Annotated in this window: 14 protein-coding genes; 9 read left to right on the top strand and 5 right to left on the bottom strand. The window is 73.1% G+C overall.

From position 1 onward, the window contains the following. The first annotated feature begins 92 nt into the window (after positions 1 to 92). A complete protein-coding gene (locus tag ACZ3OF_RS12145; RefSeq protein ID WP_361667734.1) occupies positions 93 to 1,682 on the top strand; it encodes a cell division protein PerM in 1,590 nt (529 codons plus the stop codon). A 16-nt stretch (positions 1,683 to 1,698) separates the two neighbouring features. Here ACZ3OF_RS12145 and ACZ3OF_RS12140 read toward each other — a convergent pair whose 3' ends face one another. Further along, complete coding sequence (locus ACZ3OF_RS12140) at positions 1,699 to 2,451, bottom strand: hypothetical protein (RefSeq protein WP_361667736.1); 753 nt, start codon at positions 2,449 to 2,451, stop codon at positions 1,699 to 1,701. A gap of 304 nt (positions 2,452 to 2,755) precedes the next feature. On the opposite strand from ACZ3OF_RS12140, the gene purN reads away from it, so the two are divergent. The 3 genes from purN (at position 2,756) to ACZ3OF_RS12125 (ending at position 6,584) form a co-directional block, all read left to right on the top strand. Continuing rightward, a complete protein-coding gene (gene purN, locus ACZ3OF_RS12135) occupies positions 2,756 to 3,370 on the top strand; it encodes a phosphoribosylglycinamide formyltransferase (RefSeq protein ID WP_361667738.1) in 615 nt (204 codons plus the stop codon). Beyond that, positions 3,367 to 4,935, top strand: coding sequence for a bifunctional phosphoribosylaminoimidazolecarboxamide formyltransferase/IMP cyclohydrolase (purH, locus tag ACZ3OF_RS12130; RefSeq protein ID WP_361667741.1), 1,569 nt, complete (start codon positions 3,367 to 3,369; stop codon positions 4,933 to 4,935). Before purN ends, purH begins: the two co-directional genes overlap by 4 nt. Before the next feature lie 197 nt (positions 4,936 to 5,132). Beyond that, positions 5,133 to 6,584: a DUF2079 domain-containing protein gene (locus tag ACZ3OF_RS12125; RefSeq protein ID WP_467304295.1), complete on the top strand. Its 1,452-nt coding sequence runs from the start codon at positions 5,133 to 5,135 to the stop codon at positions 6,582 to 6,584. Positions 6,585 to 6,645: 61 nt separating this feature from the next. Here the strand turns inward: ACZ3OF_RS12125 and ACZ3OF_RS12120 are convergent, their stop codons facing one another. Then, entirely contained in the window at positions 6,646 to 7,239 is a 594-nt protein-coding gene (locus tag ACZ3OF_RS12120) for a hypothetical protein (RefSeq protein WP_361667743.1), read from the bottom strand. A 256-nt stretch (positions 7,240 to 7,495) separates the two neighbouring features. Here ACZ3OF_RS12120 and ACZ3OF_RS12115 point away from each other — a divergent pair, with 256 nt between their 5' ends. From ACZ3OF_RS12115 to ACZ3OF_RS12100, 4 genes are all read left to right on the top strand, one after another. Then, positions 7,496 to 8,356 (top strand): bifunctional methylenetetrahydrofolate dehydrogenase/methenyltetrahydrofolate cyclohydrolase, encoded by an 861-nt coding sequence (locus tag ACZ3OF_RS12115; RefSeq protein ID WP_361667746.1) that lies wholly within the window; start codon positions 7,496 to 7,498, stop codon positions 8,354 to 8,356. A 398-nt stretch (positions 8,357 to 8,754) separates the two neighbouring features. Next, positions 8,755 to 9,288 carry a DUF3017 domain-containing protein gene (locus tag ACZ3OF_RS12110; RefSeq protein WP_361667749.1) on the top strand — a complete coding sequence of 178 codons (534 nt, stop codon included), beginning with the start codon at positions 8,755 to 8,757 and terminating at the stop codon, positions 9,286 to 9,288. 284 nt (positions 9,289 to 9,572) lie between these two features. Further along, positions 9,573 to 10,562: a helix-turn-helix domain-containing protein gene (locus ACZ3OF_RS12105; RefSeq protein ID WP_467304292.1), complete on the top strand. Its 990-nt coding sequence runs from the start codon at positions 9,573 to 9,575 to the stop codon at positions 10,560 to 10,562. 185 nt (positions 10,563 to 10,747) lie between these two features. Beyond that, positions 10,748 to 11,737, top strand: coding sequence for a malate dehydrogenase (locus tag ACZ3OF_RS12100; RefSeq protein ID WP_361667753.1), 990 nt, complete (start codon positions 10,748 to 10,750; stop codon positions 11,735 to 11,737). 106 nt (positions 11,738 to 11,843) lie between these two features. On the opposite strand, the gene ACZ3OF_RS12095 is transcribed toward ACZ3OF_RS12100, so the two are convergent. After that, the gene (locus ACZ3OF_RS12095) at positions 11,844 to 12,581 is read right to left on the bottom strand and encodes an isocitrate lyase/PEP mutase family protein (RefSeq protein WP_361667755.1); all 738 of its coding nucleotides are present in this window, start codon (positions 12,579 to 12,581) and stop codon (positions 11,844 to 11,846) included. Continuing rightward, entirely contained in the window at positions 12,578 to 13,090 is a 513-nt protein-coding gene (locus ACZ3OF_RS12090) for a carboxymuconolactone decarboxylase family protein (protein ID WP_361667759.1), read from the bottom strand. The genes ACZ3OF_RS12095 and ACZ3OF_RS12090 overlap by 4 nt, the downstream gene beginning before the upstream one ends. 47 nt (positions 13,091 to 13,137) lie before the next feature. On the opposite strand from ACZ3OF_RS12090, the gene pdxR reads away from it, so the two are divergent. Then, positions 13,138 to 14,550 carry a MocR-like pyridoxine biosynthesis transcription factor PdxR gene (pdxR, locus tag ACZ3OF_RS12085; protein ID WP_467304289.1) on the top strand — a complete coding sequence of 471 codons (1,413 nt, stop codon included), beginning with the start codon at positions 13,138 to 13,140 and terminating at the stop codon, positions 14,548 to 14,550. A gap of 97 nt (positions 14,551 to 14,647) precedes the next feature. On the opposite strand, the gene ACZ3OF_RS12080 is transcribed toward pdxR, so the two are convergent. Continuing rightward, complete coding sequence (locus tag ACZ3OF_RS12080) at positions 14,648 to 15,466, bottom strand: hypothetical protein (protein ID WP_361668750.1); 819 nt, start codon at positions 15,464 to 15,466, stop codon at positions 14,648 to 14,650. Positions 15,467 to 15,483 lie beyond the last annotated feature (17 nt).

Raw genomic sequence — 15,483 nt, 5'->3', positions numbered from 1 at the left:
CGGGCGGAAAAGTACATAAACGTATCTTGAGCGACACAACGGCGTTTTGCCTGTTACGCGAGAAAAGCGCGTGTCGTTGGCAGCATGGGCGCGTGACCCATCTGACCGAACGGTCCCCCTCGCCGGCGGCCGAGTCCGTGGTCCAGGGCGGCCGGTCCGCCGCCCTGGCGACCGCCTTCGTGCGCGGCGCGGTCGCGGCGGGGCTCGGCCTCGGGACCCTCGCGGTGCTCGTGACGGGGCTGTGGATCAGCTCGCCGTACCCCGACAGCGGTCCCGGCGGGGCCCTGCACGCGGCCGCCGGGCTGTGGCTGCTCGCCCACGGCGTCGACCTGATCCGCACGGAGGCCCTCGCCGGGATGCCCGCGCCCGTCGGCGTGGCGCCGCTGTTGCTCATGGTCCTGCCGGGCTGGCTCCTGCACCGGGCCGCCCGGGACACGATGGAGCCGTACGCCATGGAGCCGTACGCCCTCGGGCCGTACGCCGACGAGGAGATCGCGCACCGGTCGTCCACGAGCGCCACGAGCGCCGCGGTGGCCGCCATGGCCGGCGGATACCTGCTGGTCGCGGCCGGTGTCGTGGTCTACGCGGCGAGCGGCCCGCTGCCCGCCGACCCGCTGGCCGCCGGCCTGTGGCTGCCCGGAACGGTGGCGGCGGCGACGGGTCTGGGCGTCTGGACGGCGGCCGGGCGGCCCCTGCCCGAGCAGGAACAGACGGCCGTGGCGCTCCGTGCGGCGGGGCCGGCGGTCGTGGCCCTCCTGGGCGGCGGGGCGGCCGTGTTCGCGGCCTCGCTGGTCTGGCACGCGGGCGCGGCCCACGAGTCCTTCACCCGGCTCGCGGGTCCTTCGGGCGATTGGTCGGGGCGCGTGTCGGTCCTGCTCCTGGCCGCCGCGCTGGTGCCGAACGCGGCGGTGTGGGGTGCGTCGTACGGCCTCGGGCCCGGATTCGCACTCGGTACGGGCGCCTCGGCGACCCCGCTCGGCCTCACCGGCGCCGCGGCCGTCCCGCCCTTCCCGCTCCTGGCCGCCCTCCCCGCCGAGGGCCGGGGCAGCTGGCCGCACTGGGCCGCCGCGGCGGTCCCCCTGGTGGCTGCCGTGATCCTCGGGGCGGGCGTGGGCCGGTCGGCGCGGACCTGGACGGCCCGGGAGACGGCGCTGACGGCCCTGATCGGCGCCTGGGTGTGCGGGGCGGCGACGGCGCTGCTCGCGGCGGCCGCGGGAGGCCCGCTCGGCACGGGCCGGCTGGCGGAGTTCGGCCCGGTGTGGTGGCAGGCCGGCGCGGCGGCGGTGCTGTGGTGCGCGGCGGTGGGGGCGCCGGTGGCGCTGGGGGTACGGGCCTGGTCGCGGCGCGGCATGGAACCGGCGCCCAGGCCGAAGGCGACGACGGAGCCGCAGGCCGGGGCCGCCATGGCGCCGGGCCCCGTTCCGGATTCCGTACCGGCGCCCGCTCCCGTACCCGTGCCCGTCCTGCTCCCTGAGGAGGCGGAGCAGGACGACGACGGCGGGTTCGAGCCGTACGACTACCTGCCGGCGGCCTGGGAGCCGGCCCTGCCACCTCTGCCCCTGCCGCCGCCGGCTCACTCTCCGGCAGCCCAGTCTCCGCCGGCCCACTCTCCGGCGGCCCAGTCTCCGGCGGCCCAGTCCCCGGCGGCCCAGTCTCCGGCGGCGCCTGACGGCGACGCGTAGGGCGGGCCCGCCGGGCCTACTTCGGTACGCCGAACGGCTCCCGCAGCGGTTCCGGCAGCAGGTCGTTGCAGGCCAGCTGGCCCGACCTGGTCAGAGCGTCGTCGCGGCAGGTGTAGAAGTCGCGGTAGACCATCTGCAGGGTGAAGCCGCCCGCGACGATCAGTAGCGACAGGACCGCGGCGACCAGACCGCTGACGGCGGCCGTGCGCTGGGCGCGGGCCGCGACGCGCGTTCCTCCGGGCTGGACGGGCGGCTGCGGGCCGCTCGCGGACAGCGGCTGCGGCGGGGCAGGGGCCTGGACGGGCGCCTGACCCGGAGCCTGCGTCTGCGCCTGGGCCTGCGCCTTCGGCTTGGACCGCAGCGCGCTGATCGACCAGTACATGCCGAGCGCGCCGAGCAGCAGCGCCAGCTCCTGGATCTCGAAGATGGCGAAGAAGAACGCCCACATGCCGGCGAGCAGCGCGTACCGCGCCCGCCGCTGCGCCGGGTCCGTGGGGTCCCACCTGGGGCCCGGCCCCTGGCCCTGGCCGTCACCGCCGCCGGGGCGCTCCGGGCGGCGGCCGAAGCCGTCGGAGGAGCGGCCGGGCTGGCGGCTGCTCCAGCGGCCCGGGGCCCCGGAGCGGTCGGAGCCGTCGGAGGATCCGGACGACCCGGACGACGCGTCGTCGTCCGAGCCCTCCGGCCGCCGCGGCTGCCACGGCTGGTCCGGCTGCCCCTCGGGCGGCGGCGCGAACGGGTTGTTGTCGTCCGTGGACTGGCGTTCCGGCATCTGCTGAACGTCTTCCCTCTGTCGTCTCAACTGCTGTCTCAACTGCCGTTTCCACTACTGGCTCGGCCACTGGCCCAACCACCGGGGCTCGGCCACGTGCTCAACTGCTCGTTCCACCAAGGGTCGACCACGGGCCGAACTGTCGTCGAACCCCGACGCTACCCCCCGGCCACGCCCCCGTCCCGTGGGGGCCTTCCCGTGTGCCGGTATCGTTGCTGACGGTCGGGCCCTTCGTAGGGTTCCCCGTATCCAGGGGCACGATTCGTTCGTGCGACCGTACAAACACCACGGAAAGAGTGACCCAGTGGCCGCCGCCCGCCTCGTCGTCCTGGTCTCCGGCTCCGGCACCAACCTTCAGGCGCTGCTCGACGCCATCGCCGCCGACCCCGAGGGGTACGGCGCCGAGATCGTCGCCGTCGGCGCCGACCGCGACCACATCGCCGGCCTGGAGCGGGCCGAGCGCGCCGGACTCCCCACCTTCGTGTGCAAGGTGAAGGACCACGCGACCCGCGAGGAGTGGGACCGCGCCCTGGCCGAGGCCACCGCGGCGTACGAGCCCGACCTCGTCGTCTCGGCCGGATTCATGAAGATCGTCGGCAAGGAGTTCCTCGCCCGCTTCGGCGGCCGGGTCGTCAACACCCACCCGGCGCTGCTGCCCAGTTTTCCCGGTGCCCATGGAGTGCGGGACGCACTCGCGTACGGCGCGAAGGTCACCGGATGCACCGTCCACTTCGTCGACGACGGCGTCGACACCGGCCCGATCATCGCCCAGGGCGTGGTCGAGGTCCGGGACGAGGACGATGAAGCCGCTCTCCATGAGCGCATCAAGGAAGTCGAGCGTTCGCTGCTCGTCGAGGTCGTGGGGCGTCTGGCCCGGCACGGCTACCGCATTGAGGGACGAAAGGTAACAATCCCGTGACCGCCGAAGGTACGAAGCGCCCCATCCGCCGCGCACTCGTCAGCGTCTACGACAAGACCGGCCTTGAGGAGCTGGCCCGCGGCCTGCACGAGGCGGGTGTCGCCCTCGTCTCCACCGGCTCCACCGCCTCGAAGATCGCCGCCGCCGGTGTCCCGGTCACCAAGGTCGAGGAGCTCACCGGCTTCCCCGAGTGCCTGGACGGCCGGGTCAAGACCCTCCACCCGCGCGTGCACGCCGGCATCCTCGCCGACCTGCGCCTGGAGGACCACCGCAACCAGCTCGCCGAGCTGGGCGTCGAGCCCTTCGACCTGGTGATCGTCAACCTGTACCCGTTCAAGGAGACCGTCGCCTCCGGCGCCACCCCGGACGAGTGCGTCGAGCAGATCGACATCGGCGGCCCGTCGATGGTCCGCGCCGCCGCCAAGAACCACCCGTCCGTGGCGGTCGTCACCAGCCCGGCCCGGTACGCCGACGTCCTCGCGGCGGCCAACGACGGCGGCTTCGACCTGACCACGCGCAAGCGCCTGGCGGCCGAGGCCTTCCAGCACACCGCCGCGTACGACGTGGCGGTCGCCTCCTGGTTCACCGACAGCTACGCGGCCGACGAGGACGCGGAGCTGCCGGAGTTCCTCGGCAAGACGTGGGAGCGCAAGTCGTCCCTGCGCTACGGCGAGAACCCGCACCAGAGCGCCGCGCTCTACACCGACGGTCTGCGCGGCGGGCTGGCCAACGCCGAGCAGCTGCACGGCAAGGAGATGTCCTTCAACAACTACGTGGACACCGAGGCGGCCCGGCGCGCCGCCTTCGACCACGACGAGCCCTGTGTCGCGATCATCAAGCACGCCAACCCGTGCGGCATCGCGCTCGGCGAGGACGTCGCGGAGGCGCACCGCAAGGCGCACGCGTGCGACCCGCTGTCGGCCTTCGGCGGCGTCATCGCCGTGAACCGTCCGGTGTCGGTCGCCATGGCCGAGCAGGTCGCGGAGATCTTCACCGAGGTCATCGCCGCTCCGGACTTCGAGGACGGCGCGGTCGAGATCCTGGCCCGCAAGAAGAACATCCGCGTCCTGAAGGTCGACGGCTACCCGGCCGCGATGATCGACGACATCAAGCCCATCTCGGGTGGCGCGGTCGTCCAGCACCTCGACCTCTTCCAGGCCGAGGGCGACGACCCGGCGAACTGGACGCTGGCCGCGGGTGACGCGCTGTCCGCGGAGGAGCTGACCGAGCTCGCGTTCGCCTGGAAGGCGTGCCGCGCGGTGAAGTCCAACGCGATCCTGCTGGCGAAGGACGGCGCCTCGGTCGGCGTCGGCATGGGCCAGGTCAACCGCGTCGACTCCGCGAAGCTCGCGGTCGAGCGGGCGGGCGAGGAGCGGGCGCGAGGCTCGTACGCGGCTTCGGACGCGTTCTTCCCCTTCCCGGACGGCCTGGAGATCCTCACGGTGGCGGGCGTGAAGGCGGTCGTGCAGCCGGGCGGCTCGGTGCGGGACGAGCAGGTCGTCGAGGCGGCGAAGAAGGCGGGCGTGACGATGTACTTCACGGGCACGCGCCACTTCTTCCACTGATCCGAGCGGTACGACGGACGGCCCGCCGGTACTCCACGTACCGGCGGGCCGTCCGTCCCTGTGCGCCGACCCGGTGCGGCCGGTGGTCCGGCCGAGGCCGGTGACCGGAAGCGGAACGCCGTCGGGCCGTGGGGCGGGCCGGAGCGCTCTGGTCTAATGGGTTGCTCTTTTGTCGGCGGCTGGTAGGTGGGGGCGCGGTGTTGGATGTACAGAGCGGGGCGGTGGAGACCTCCGCCCCGGAGACCGGCCGGGCCGAGCCGCCGGAGCGCGGGCTCGCCGAGGCGCCCATACGCCCGTACGCCCTGGTGGCGGGCGTGCTGTGCGCGCTCTACTTCCTCTACTCCTGGGTCCAGTACACGCACTTCCGTACGCCTTCCTGGGACCTCGGGATCTTCAACCAGTCCGTCCGGGCCTACGCCGAGTTCCGGGCGCCGATCGTCGACATCAAGGGCCCCGGCTTCCTCATACTCGGGGACCACTTCAGTCCCGTGACGGCGCTGCTCGCGCCCCTGTACTGGATCTGGTCCTCCCCACTCGCCCTCCTCTTCGCCCAGGCCGCGCTCTTCGCCGCCTCCGCCGTCGTCGTCGGCCGCACCGCCCACCAGGTGCTCGGCAGCCGCGCCGCCGGCATCGGGCTCACCGTCGCCTACGGCCTGTCCTGGGGCCTCCAGGAAGCGGTCAAGTCCGACTTCCACGAGATCGCCTTCGCCGTCCCGCTGCTCGCCCTGACCTGCCGCGCCCTGCTCCTCGGGCGCTGGACGGCGGCCGCCGCCTGGTCCGCGCCCCTGGTCCTGGTCAAGGAGGACATGGGGCTCACCGTCGCGATGGTCGGCGCGGTCCTCTTCCTGAAGGGGCAGAAGCGCCTCGGCGCCTCGCTGGCCGCCTTCGGCGCCGCCTTCTTCGCCCTGACGGTCCTGGTCCTCATCCCGGCGGCGAGCCGGGTCGGCCAGTACGACTACTGGGCCAAGATCGAGAAGTCGAGCGAGGGCGCCGACGTCTCCTTCGTCCAGGTGCTGCTCGGCTCGCTCGGCTCCGGCGTGAAGTGGGAGATGATCTTCTTCCTCGCCGGCATCACCGGCTTCCTGGCCCTGCGCTCCCCGCTGATGCTCCTGGTGCTGCCGACGCTCGGCTGGCGCTTCCTCTCCCAGGACCCGAACCACTGGGGGATGCCCTGGCACTACAGCGCCATCCTGATGCCGATCGTCTTCCTCGCCCTCGTCGACGCCGTCCGCGCCGTCCGGACCTCCCCGCGCGCGTGGCTCGTGGCGTACGGCAAGGTCGTTGTCCCGGTCGTCACGGCGGTCGCGATCGTGGTCGCCCTGGACCTGCCGCTGCGGGAGCTGCTGCGCTCGGAGACGTACCGCACCGACGCCCGGACGCTGGAGGCCCGGCAGGCGGTCGACGCGGTGCCGGCAGGGGCGAGCGTGGAGACGAACGTGACGCTCATGGCCCACCTCACCGCGGACCGCAAGGTCTACTGGGTGGGCGGGGCGAAGGGCGTCAGCCCGGACTACCTGGCCCTCGACCTCGCCTCGGGCTGGTCCCAGCCGGTGACGGACCCGGTGCAGCTGGCGTCCCAGCTGCACCCGGAGGCGCGGTACGAGGTGTCGGCGCGGTCGGGACAGTTCGTGGTGCTGCGCCGCGTGTGAGATGTGCGGACACGCGAGGGGCCCGGTTCCGCACGGAACCGGGCCCCTCGGCGTGGGTTGATCAGTACTGCGGCGTGTTGCGCTTGAACCAGGCCTTGCCGTCGGACTTGGCCAGGAAGACGATGATCAGGATGCCCATGACCAGGCTGATCAGGGCGAAGACGTTCGCGCCGAGCAGGTTCACCAGGCTGCCCGCCGTCACCAGCGAGCCGTACACGATGCCGGAGATGCGCAGGCCGTTGCCGCCGGTACGGATCTTGGCGGCCGTGATGATCCCCCACACGCCGAAGCCGAGCGAGATGATGCCCACGACCACCATGACGCCGGTCATGACCGACGCGACGTCCTCGCCCTCGGAGCCGCTGAACTCGCCGGAGCTGGTCATCTGGTCGGCGATCCACCCGCCCGCGACGATCGCGAGGACGGCCATGAGGGCCTGCAGGATGCCGAGGATCCACAGCATGACGCGCGCGGCCTTGACGCCGCCGGGCATCTCCATCGTCGCGCCCGGGTAACCGCCGCCGTACGGCTGCTGGACCGGGGGAGCCTGCGGGTAGCCGTAGCCGGGCTGCTGACCCTGCTGCTGGGGGTAGCCGTATCCCGGCTGCTGACCCTGCGGCTGGCCGTAGGGGTTGTTCGGTTCGCCGAAGCTCATCGCGGGATTCCTCCGTTGGTCTGTGCGGGGACGACGCGGCCCGCGACGGAGGAACTTTCACACCTTATGAGCGATTTGCCCCCCGGCACTGCCCGCGGCAGTTCGCGGACATCGTCGTCGTAGCGTCGACTTTTTGTCCAGTCGGTTCGCACGGGTGTTGTGCGAGTGCAACTTTTCCCTCCGCTTCCGCGTGGTCCGTGTGGTCCGCGCGGACGCGAATTGGAACAAGCGAGGGGTCATCCGGGAGGATGGGCCCATGAGCGCCCAGATTCTCGATGGCAAGGCCACCGCAGCCGCGATCAAGTCCGATCTGACCGCCCGCGTGGCGGTCCTGAAGGAGAAGGGCGTCACGCCCGGCCTCGGCACGATCCTGGTCGGTGACGACCCGGGCAGCCAGAAGTACGTCGCGGGCAAGCACCGCGACTGCGCGCAGGTCGGCATCGCCTCGATCCAGCGCGAACTGCCCGCGACGGCCACGCAGGAGGAGATCGAGGCCGTCGTACGGGAGCTCAACGAGGACCCCGAGTGCACCGGCTACATCGTGCAACTCCCGCTGCCCAAGGGCATCGACGAGAACCGTGTCCTGGAGCTGATGGACCCGGCCAAGGACGCCGACGGTCTGCACCCGATGAACCTGGGCCGTCTCGTACTGAACGAGCCGGCGCCGCTGCCCTGCACCCCCAACGGCATCATCACGCTGCTGCGCGGTCACGGCGTGGAGATCAAGGGCGCGGAGGTCGTGGTCGTCGGCCGCGGTGTCACCATCGGCCGCCCGATGCCGCTGCTGCTCACGCGGCGCTCGGAGAACGCGACGGTCACGCAGTGCCACACGGGGACGCGCGACCTGGCGGCGCACCTGCGGCGCGCGGACATCATCATCGCGGCGGCAGGCGTGCCGCACCTGATCAAGCCGGAGGACGTGAAGCCGGGCGCCGCCGTGCTGGACGTCGGCGTCTCGCGCAACGGCGAGGGCAAGATCGTCGGCGACGTGCACCCGGGGGTGAACGAGGTCGCGGCCTGGATCTCCCCGAACCCGGGCGGTGTGGGCCCGATGACCCGCGCGCAGCTGCTCGTCAACGTCGTCGAGGCCGCGGAGCGCGCGGCCGAGGCGCTCTGACGATGACATCGCGCGTGGCGGGGGACGACACCCCGGACGCCTCGGACGCCCGGGACGCTTCGGATGCCCGGGGAGCTTCGGACGCTCCGGGTGCCGTGGGCGCTTCGGCTGCCTCGGGCAGGCCGGGTGCTTCGGGCGGCTCGGGTACCTCGGCCGCTTCGGGCGGCTCGCGTGCTTCGGCTGCCTCGGGCACTTCGGCTGCCTCGGGCAGGTCGCGTGCTTCGGGTGGCTCGGGCAGGCCGGGCGCTTCGGGTGCTTCGGGTGCCACGGGCAGGCCGGGTGCTTCGGGTGCTCCGGGCAGGTCCGGTGCTCCGGCCGCCTCGGGCAGGTCGGGAGCCTCGGACGCCTCGGGTGCCCTGGGCGCCCCGGGTGCTTCGGGAGTCGAGGGGCTGGGCGCGGTGCCGCATGCGGCGGAGGCCGCGGACGCTGTCGTGCCGGGCGACTCCGCCACCTCCGGCGGCTCCGGTGCCGAGTCCGGGGCCGCGGCCGAGTCCGGGGCCGGACCCGGTACGGAGGCGTCAGGTGACGCCGCCGGGCGGTCGCGGCGGCCTCCGGCGCTGACGACCGACACCGCACGACCCGAAGGCGGCGGGCGGGCCGCGGCCGGCGGGGCCTCGGCGCCCGCGCGCCAGTGGCCTCTGCTGACCGTGCTCGGGCTCGCCGCGCTGGGGCTGCTGGTCGTCGGTACGGATCTCTTCCCGCAGTCGTTCCGCGTCGGGACGATCCTCGTCGGGATCGCGCTGCTCGCCGGCGCGGCGCTGCGGCGCGCGCTGCCGTCGGTGGGCATGCTCGCCGTACGGTCGCGGTTCACCGACATGGTGACGTACGGCGTCATGGGCGGGCTCATCGTGCTGCTCGCGCTCATGGTGCAGCCGGACCCCTGGCTGAAGATCCCGTTCCTGGAGGACATCCTCCATCTGACGATCACCTAGGCCCGGCCGGCATCAGGCCGCACGGCCGGCGGAAACGGCGCCCGTCCTCTCCCCCGAGGGAGGACGGGCGCCGTTCCTCATTGAGGATCATGTACGCGCCAATGGGGTTCAAGCGCCACCCATGCCCTGTGGCACGGAAGTGACCATTCCGCTACTCCGTCACGCTCCGGGGGCGCGCGCTCGTCATGCATGCACCCACACACCCATGCGCCCCCGCCCCGGAGCTGTCATCCTGGCCCGAGCATCTTCCGGGGGTCGTCATGGGTGACGAGGGGGAACCGCACATGGCTCGTGGGAAGGCGCCTCCCGACGAACTCGACCCGCGCGTCAGGGAGTTCGTGAGTCGGTTGCGGCGCCTCGTCGACCGCAGCGGGCTCAGCGTCGCCGCCGTCGCCGACCGCACCGGCCACAGCAGGGCCGCCTGGGAGCGGTATCTCGACGGACGGCTCCTCGCGCCCCGCGGCGCTGTCGTCGCGCTCGCCGAGGTGACCGGCACCGACAGCGGCCGACTCATGGCGATGTGGGAGCAGGCCGAGCGCGCCTGGAGCCGCACCGAGGGCCGTCGCGACCCCGCTGCGGAGGCCCAGCGGCTCCCACAGGCCCGTTCCGCCCACGGAGCGAACGTCTCGACGGAGACCAGCGGCAGCAGTGGGGGCGGTGGACACGGTGCCGGTACGGGCGCCGGTACGGCCTCCGCCCCACCGCGCCGTACCACCGCCCCCGCGGGACCGGCGGGCGAGCCGCCACCCGCCCCCGTGCCTCCCCGCCGCCGCGCCGTCCTGCTCCTCACCGGGATCCTCGGTGCCCTGCTCGTCATCGCCGCCGCCGTCCTCCTCACCGACCTCGGCGGAACCGGCACCGGCGGCCGCGGCGGCACGGCCGCGGGTCCCTCCACCAGCGCCACCACGCCGAGTGCGACGCTCCCCGCGGGAGTGAAGTGCACCGGCGCCGGCTGCACCGGCCAGGACCCGGAGGCCATGGGGTGCGGTGGCACGTTCGCCACGACCGTCTCCCGGACGCCGGTCGGCGCCGCCGGGCTGCTCGAAGTGCGGCACAGCAGGATCTGCGCCGCCGCCTGGGTCCGTATCACCGGGGCCGCCCCCGGCGACACGCTGCGCATCACCGCCGGTACGGGCGCCCGCGCGAGCCAGGACACCACCGTGGGCGCCGACCCCGACGCGTACAGCCCGATGGTCGCCGCCACGAACGCGACGGACGCGACCGCGTGCGTGACGCGGACGAACGGCGCGCGGGTGTGCACCGGCGGCCGCTGACCCCGGTCGGGTGGCAGTGAGCCGGACCACAAGGGGGTGGGGGTTGAGCGGGTCCCGGGTCGGATAGCCTGACCGCTGGATATCTCTTCACGTCGAGACATCGGGTCGACCGATCGATCGTCGATCAAGAGAATCCGACACCAGGGGCAGGGACCCCCACCGCCAGCTGTCTTACGGAGATCGCCATGACCCGCACTCCCGTGAATGTCACCGTCACCGGCGCGGCCGGCCAGATCGGCTACGCGCTGCTCTTCCGCATCGCCTCCGGCCACCTGCTCGGCGCGGACGTGCCGGTCAAGCTGCGCCTCCTCGAGATCCCGCAGGGCGTCAAGGCCGCCGAGGGCACCGCCATGGAGCTCGACGACTGCGCCTTCCCGCTGCTCAAGGGCATCGACATCTTCGACGACCCGAGCCAGGGCTTCGAGGGCGCGAACGTGGCCCTGCTCGTAGGCGCCCGCCCGCGTACCAAGGGCATGGAGCGCGGCGACCTGCTCGCCGCCAACGGCGGCATCTTCAAGCCGCAGGGCAAGGCCATCAACGACCACGCCGCGGACGACATCAAGGTCCTCGTCGTGGGCAACCCGGCCAACACCAACGCCCTGATCGCCCAGGCGGCGGCCCCGGACGTCCCGGCCGAGCGCTTCACCGCGATGACCCGCCTGGACCACAACCGCGCGCTCTCGCAGCTGGCTGCCAAGACCGGCGCGTCCGTCGAGGACATCAAGCGCCTCACCATCTGGGGCAACCACTCGGCGACCCAGTACCCGGACATCTTCCACGCGGAGATCGCCGGCAAGAACGCCGCCGAGGCCGTCAACGACGAGAAGTGGCTGGCCGACACCTTCATCCCGACCGTCGCCAAGCGCGGCGCCGCGATCATCGAGGCCCGTGGCGCGTCCTCGGCCGCCTCGGCCGCCAACGCCGCCATCGACCACGTCCACACGTGGGTCAACGGCACCGCCGCGGGCGACTGGACCTCCATGGGCATCCCGTCGGACGGCTCCTACGGCGTCCCGGAGGGCCTGATCTCCTCGTTCCCCGTCACCTGCAAGGACGGCGCGTACGAGATCGTCCAGGGCCTGGACATCAACGAGTTCTCCCGCACCCGCATCGACGCCTCGGTGCGGGAGCTGGCGGAGGAGCGCGACGCCGTCCGCGAGCTCGGCCTCATCTGAGACCACCGCGTGTCGCGCCCGGCGCACTGACGCTTGGACGCATTGACGCACTGACGACCGCCCCCGGCCTGTGAGGCCGGGGGCGGTCGTCTTGTCCGAAGCGGAACTACGGGAGTTCCGCGGCCAGTTCTCCGGCCAGTCCCGCGACGCCCTTCAGCGTCCGCAGCAACAGCCCGTGCCCGAACGTGATCCGGGTCGCGCCCAGCCGCCCCAGTTCGGCGAACGACGGTCCGTCGGGCAGGGCGAGGGCATTGACCGGCCCGTCGATCTCGGCGCGCAGCAGCGGCAGATGCGCCGCGGGCGCCATGATCGGATAGACGCAGTCGGCGCCGGCCGCCGCATAGAGCCGCACCCGCTCGATCGCGTCGGCCACGTCGTCCACACCGCGCACGTACGTGTCCACGCGCGCGTTGACGAAGAGCAGCGGCCCGGCCTCCGCCCGTACCTCCGCCAGCCGGTCGGCCTGCTCCCGGGGGTCCTTCAGCCCGCTCGACCGGCCGCTGTCCTCCAGGTTCACCCCGGCCGCGCCCGTCTCCAGCGCTCGCTCCACGAGTTCCTTGGGCGGCAGACCGTATCCGTCCTCCAGATCGGCCGTGACCGGTACGGAGACGGCCCGGACGATCCTCGCCACGGCCGCGAACATCTCCTCGGCCGGGGTCGCGCCGTCCTCGTACCCGAGGGAGGCCGCGATCCCGGCGCTCGGCGTGGCGAGCGTCGGGAATCCGGCCTCCTCGAAGACCCGGGCGGAGGCCGCGTCCCACGGCCCCGGGACGATCAGCGGCGCTCCGCCGGTCCGCCCGGCGTGCAGGGCGCGCAGTGTGCGCACGGCCGCCTCGGTGGTCACTTCGCGTACTGCCCGGGGGTGTAGTGGCCGGGGGTCATGCGGGTGGTGACGGCGATCCGGTTCCAGGCGTTGATCACGGTGATGGCGCCGATGACCTGGGCGAGCTCGGTCTCGTCGAAGTGGGCGGCGGCCCGCTCGTACACCTCGTCGGGGACGAAGCCGTCGGTGAGGACGGTGACGGCCTCCGTCAGGGCGAGGGCGGCGAGCTCGCGCTCGGTGTAGAAGTGCCGCGACTCCTCCCAGGCGGACAGCTGCACGATCCGCTCGACCGACTCGCCGGCCGCGAGCGCGTCCTTGGTGTGCATGTCGATGCAGAACGCGCAGTGGTTGATCTGCGAGGCCCGGATCTTGATCAGCTCGTAGAGCGTGGGGTCGATGTCCTTCGCCGCGGCCTGTTCGAGCCGCAGCATCGCCCGGTAGAACTCCGGAACCCGCTCGGCGAGGTTCTGGCGGGGGGCGTGCTCGTCGGCGTGGGCGACCTTCGCGAGGTCCTGCGTCGTGGTGGTCATGCCACTCACCGTACGAGCGGGATGGCGCAGGAGTATGGTCCATTTCCATGGCAGAAGACTGGGCCACTCTCGGGGTCGACCTCCATCTGGACCTGCGCGGACCCGGCCTGCGTACGGGGCTGATGGACGCGCTGCGGGAGGCGGTGCGCAGCGGTCGTCTGAAGGCGGGCGTACGGCTGCCCTCGTCCCGCTCGCTCGCCGCGGATCTGGGGATCGCGCGCAACACCGTCGCCGACGCCTACGCCGAGCTGGTCGCCGAGGGCTGGCTGACCGCCCGGCAGGGATCCGGGACCCGGGTCGCCAGGCGGGCCGTGCCGCGCCGGCCGGTCACGACCGGAGTCCGCCGCCCGGCGGCGGCCCGGCAGGGCGCCGCACGCCCGGCGTACGACCTGAAGCCGGGCAGCCCCGACCTCGCGTCCTTCCCGCGCGCCGAATGGCTCAAGGCCTCCCGGCGCGCCTTGACGGCCGCGCCGAACGAGGCCTTCGGGTACGGCGATCCGCGCGGCCGGATCGAACTGCGCACGGTGCTCGCCGAGTACCTCGCGCGGGCGCGGGGCGTCCACGCGCGGCCCGAACGGATCGTGATCTGCTCGGGGTTCGTGCACGGGCTGATGCTGATGGCGCAGGTGCTGCGGGCGCGGAAGGTGCGGGAGGTGGCGGTCGAGTCGTACGGGCTCGACGTGCACTGGGAGCTGCTGACCCGTGAAGGGCTGCGGCTGCCCGCCCTGCCCTTCGACGAACTCGGCACCCGGACCGAGGGGTTGCCCGGGATGAAGGGCGTGGAGGCGGTGCTGATGACGGCCGCCCACCAGTTCCCGCTCGGCGGGGCGCTGCACCCTGACCGGCGGGCGGCGGCGGTCGACTGGGCGCGGGCTTCGGGCGGGCTGGTCCTGGAGGACGACTACGACGGGGAGTTCCGTTACGACCGCCAGCCCGTGGGCGCGCTCCAGGGCCTCGACCCGGAACGCGTGGTCTATCTGGGCACCTCCAGCAAGTCCCTGGCGCCCGGCCTGCGGCTGGCGTGGATGGTGCTGCCGGAGAGCCTGGTGGACGAGGTGGTCGAGGCGAAGGGCCATGTGGACTGGGTGTCCAGCTCGTTGGACCAGCTGACGTTCGCGGAGTTCCTGGGTTCGGGAGCGTACGACCGTCATGTACGGGCGATGCGGCTGCGTTACCGGCGGCGGCGGGACGAGCTGGTGGCGGCGGTGGCCGAGCACTCCCCGCGGACGCGGGTGAGCGGGATCGCGGCGGGTCTCCACGCGGTCCTGGAACTCCCGCCGGGCCAGGAGCGGGAGATCCTGCGGTCGGCGGCGTGGCAGGGCCTCGCCCTTCGCGGCCTCAACCACTTCCGCCACCCGGACGTCCCGCCGACGCAGGACGGCCTGGTGGTCGGCTACGCGACGCCGCCGGACAGCGCGTGGTCGGGCACGCTGTCGGCACTGTGCCGCGTCCTGCCCTGACCGCGGCCCCCCTGCGTGGGCAGCCACCCCCGTGTGGGCACGCAGGCCCCCGGGCCCGGGGCCCAAGGGGCAGAGGGCGCTCACAGGCGCAGGGGTCTCATCCCGGCTCCGGAGTCGGGGGCTCGCCGAAGCGGGCCAGGACCAGCGCCGCCGCCACCGCGATCGTGAAGCCCAGGATCGCCAGCCACGCGTACCCCTCGCGCGTCCGGTCGCCCAGCCAGATCACGCCCACCAGCGCCGGGCCGATCGTTTCGCCGAGGACCGCGCCGGCCGTCGCCGTCGTCACCGAGCCCCGCTGGAGCGCGGACGTCAGCAGGACGTACGCCGCCCCGCCGCCCAGGAGCAGCGCGTACACGGCCGGGTTCGCGAGGTCCCAGCTGTCGATCAGCCGGACCGCCACCTCCACCACCCCGAAGCCGAAGCCCGCGCAGAGTCCGAGCGCCAGCGCCCGCGGTCGGCCGGGCAGCCGCCCGGCGGCCGCGCCGAGCGCGAGCACCGAGAACGCCGCGGCCAGCATCGCCCACCGCAGCGCTTCCGACGAGCTCTGCTCGCCCTCCGAGCCCGAGGCGAGGGCGAGCATCACGAGCCCCACGCACACCACGGTCACCGCCGCCCACTCCATCCGGTGCAGTCGGACCTTGAGCAGCCAGGAGGCGGCCACCGCAGTGACCGCCAGACTCGCGGCGAGCGCCGCCCCCACCACGTAGATCGGCAGGGTCAGCAGGGCGACGACCTGGAGCCCGAAGCCGATCCCGTCGAGCAAGAGCCCGGCCAGATACCGCCATTGCCGCATCACTCGCAATTGCAGGGCCACATCGACGCCGGCGCCCGTCCCGGGCGTCGCCGCCCGCGCGCCGAGCGCCTGCAACACCGAAGCCATGCCGAAGCAGACCGAGGAACCCAGAGCGCAGATCATCCCAAAGAGCACGAATG

This window comes from Streptomyces sp. NPDC022552, assembly GCF_055561875.1.
This window is presented reverse-complemented; position numbering and strand designations above follow the sequence as displayed.

Excerpts from the sequence above, each read along its gene's own strand:
- ACZ3OF_RS12140 (WP_361667736.1), bottom strand. The coding sequence starts at position 2,451 with ATGCCGGAACGCCAGTCCACGGACGACAACAACCCGTTCGCGCCGCCG.
- ACZ3OF_RS12120 (WP_361667743.1), bottom strand. The coding sequence starts at position 7,239 with ATGAGCTTCGGCGAACCGAACAACCCCTACGGCCAGCCGCAGGGTCAG.
- ACZ3OF_RS12115 (WP_361667746.1), top strand. The coding sequence starts at position 7,496 with ATGAGCGCCCAGATTCTCGATGGCAAGGCCACCGCAGCCGCGATCAAG.
- ACZ3OF_RS12105 (WP_467304292.1), top strand. The coding sequence starts at position 9,573 with ATGGCTCGTGGGAAGGCGCCTCCCGACGAACTCGACCCGCGCGTCAGG.
- ACZ3OF_RS12100 (WP_361667753.1), top strand. The coding sequence starts at position 10,748 with ATGACCCGCACTCCCGTGAATGTCACCGTCACCGGCGCGGCCGGCCAG.
- ACZ3OF_RS12090 (WP_361667759.1), bottom strand. The coding sequence starts at position 13,090 with ATGACCACCACGACGCAGGACCTCGCGAAGGTCGCCCACGCCGACGAG.
- pdxR (WP_467304289.1), top strand. The coding sequence starts at position 13,138 with ATGGCAGAAGACTGGGCCACTCTCGGGGTCGACCTCCATCTGGACCTG.
- ACZ3OF_RS12080 (WP_361668750.1), bottom strand. The coding sequence starts at position 15,466 with ATGATCTGCGCTCTGGGTTCCTCGGTCTGCTTCGGCATGGCTTCGGTG.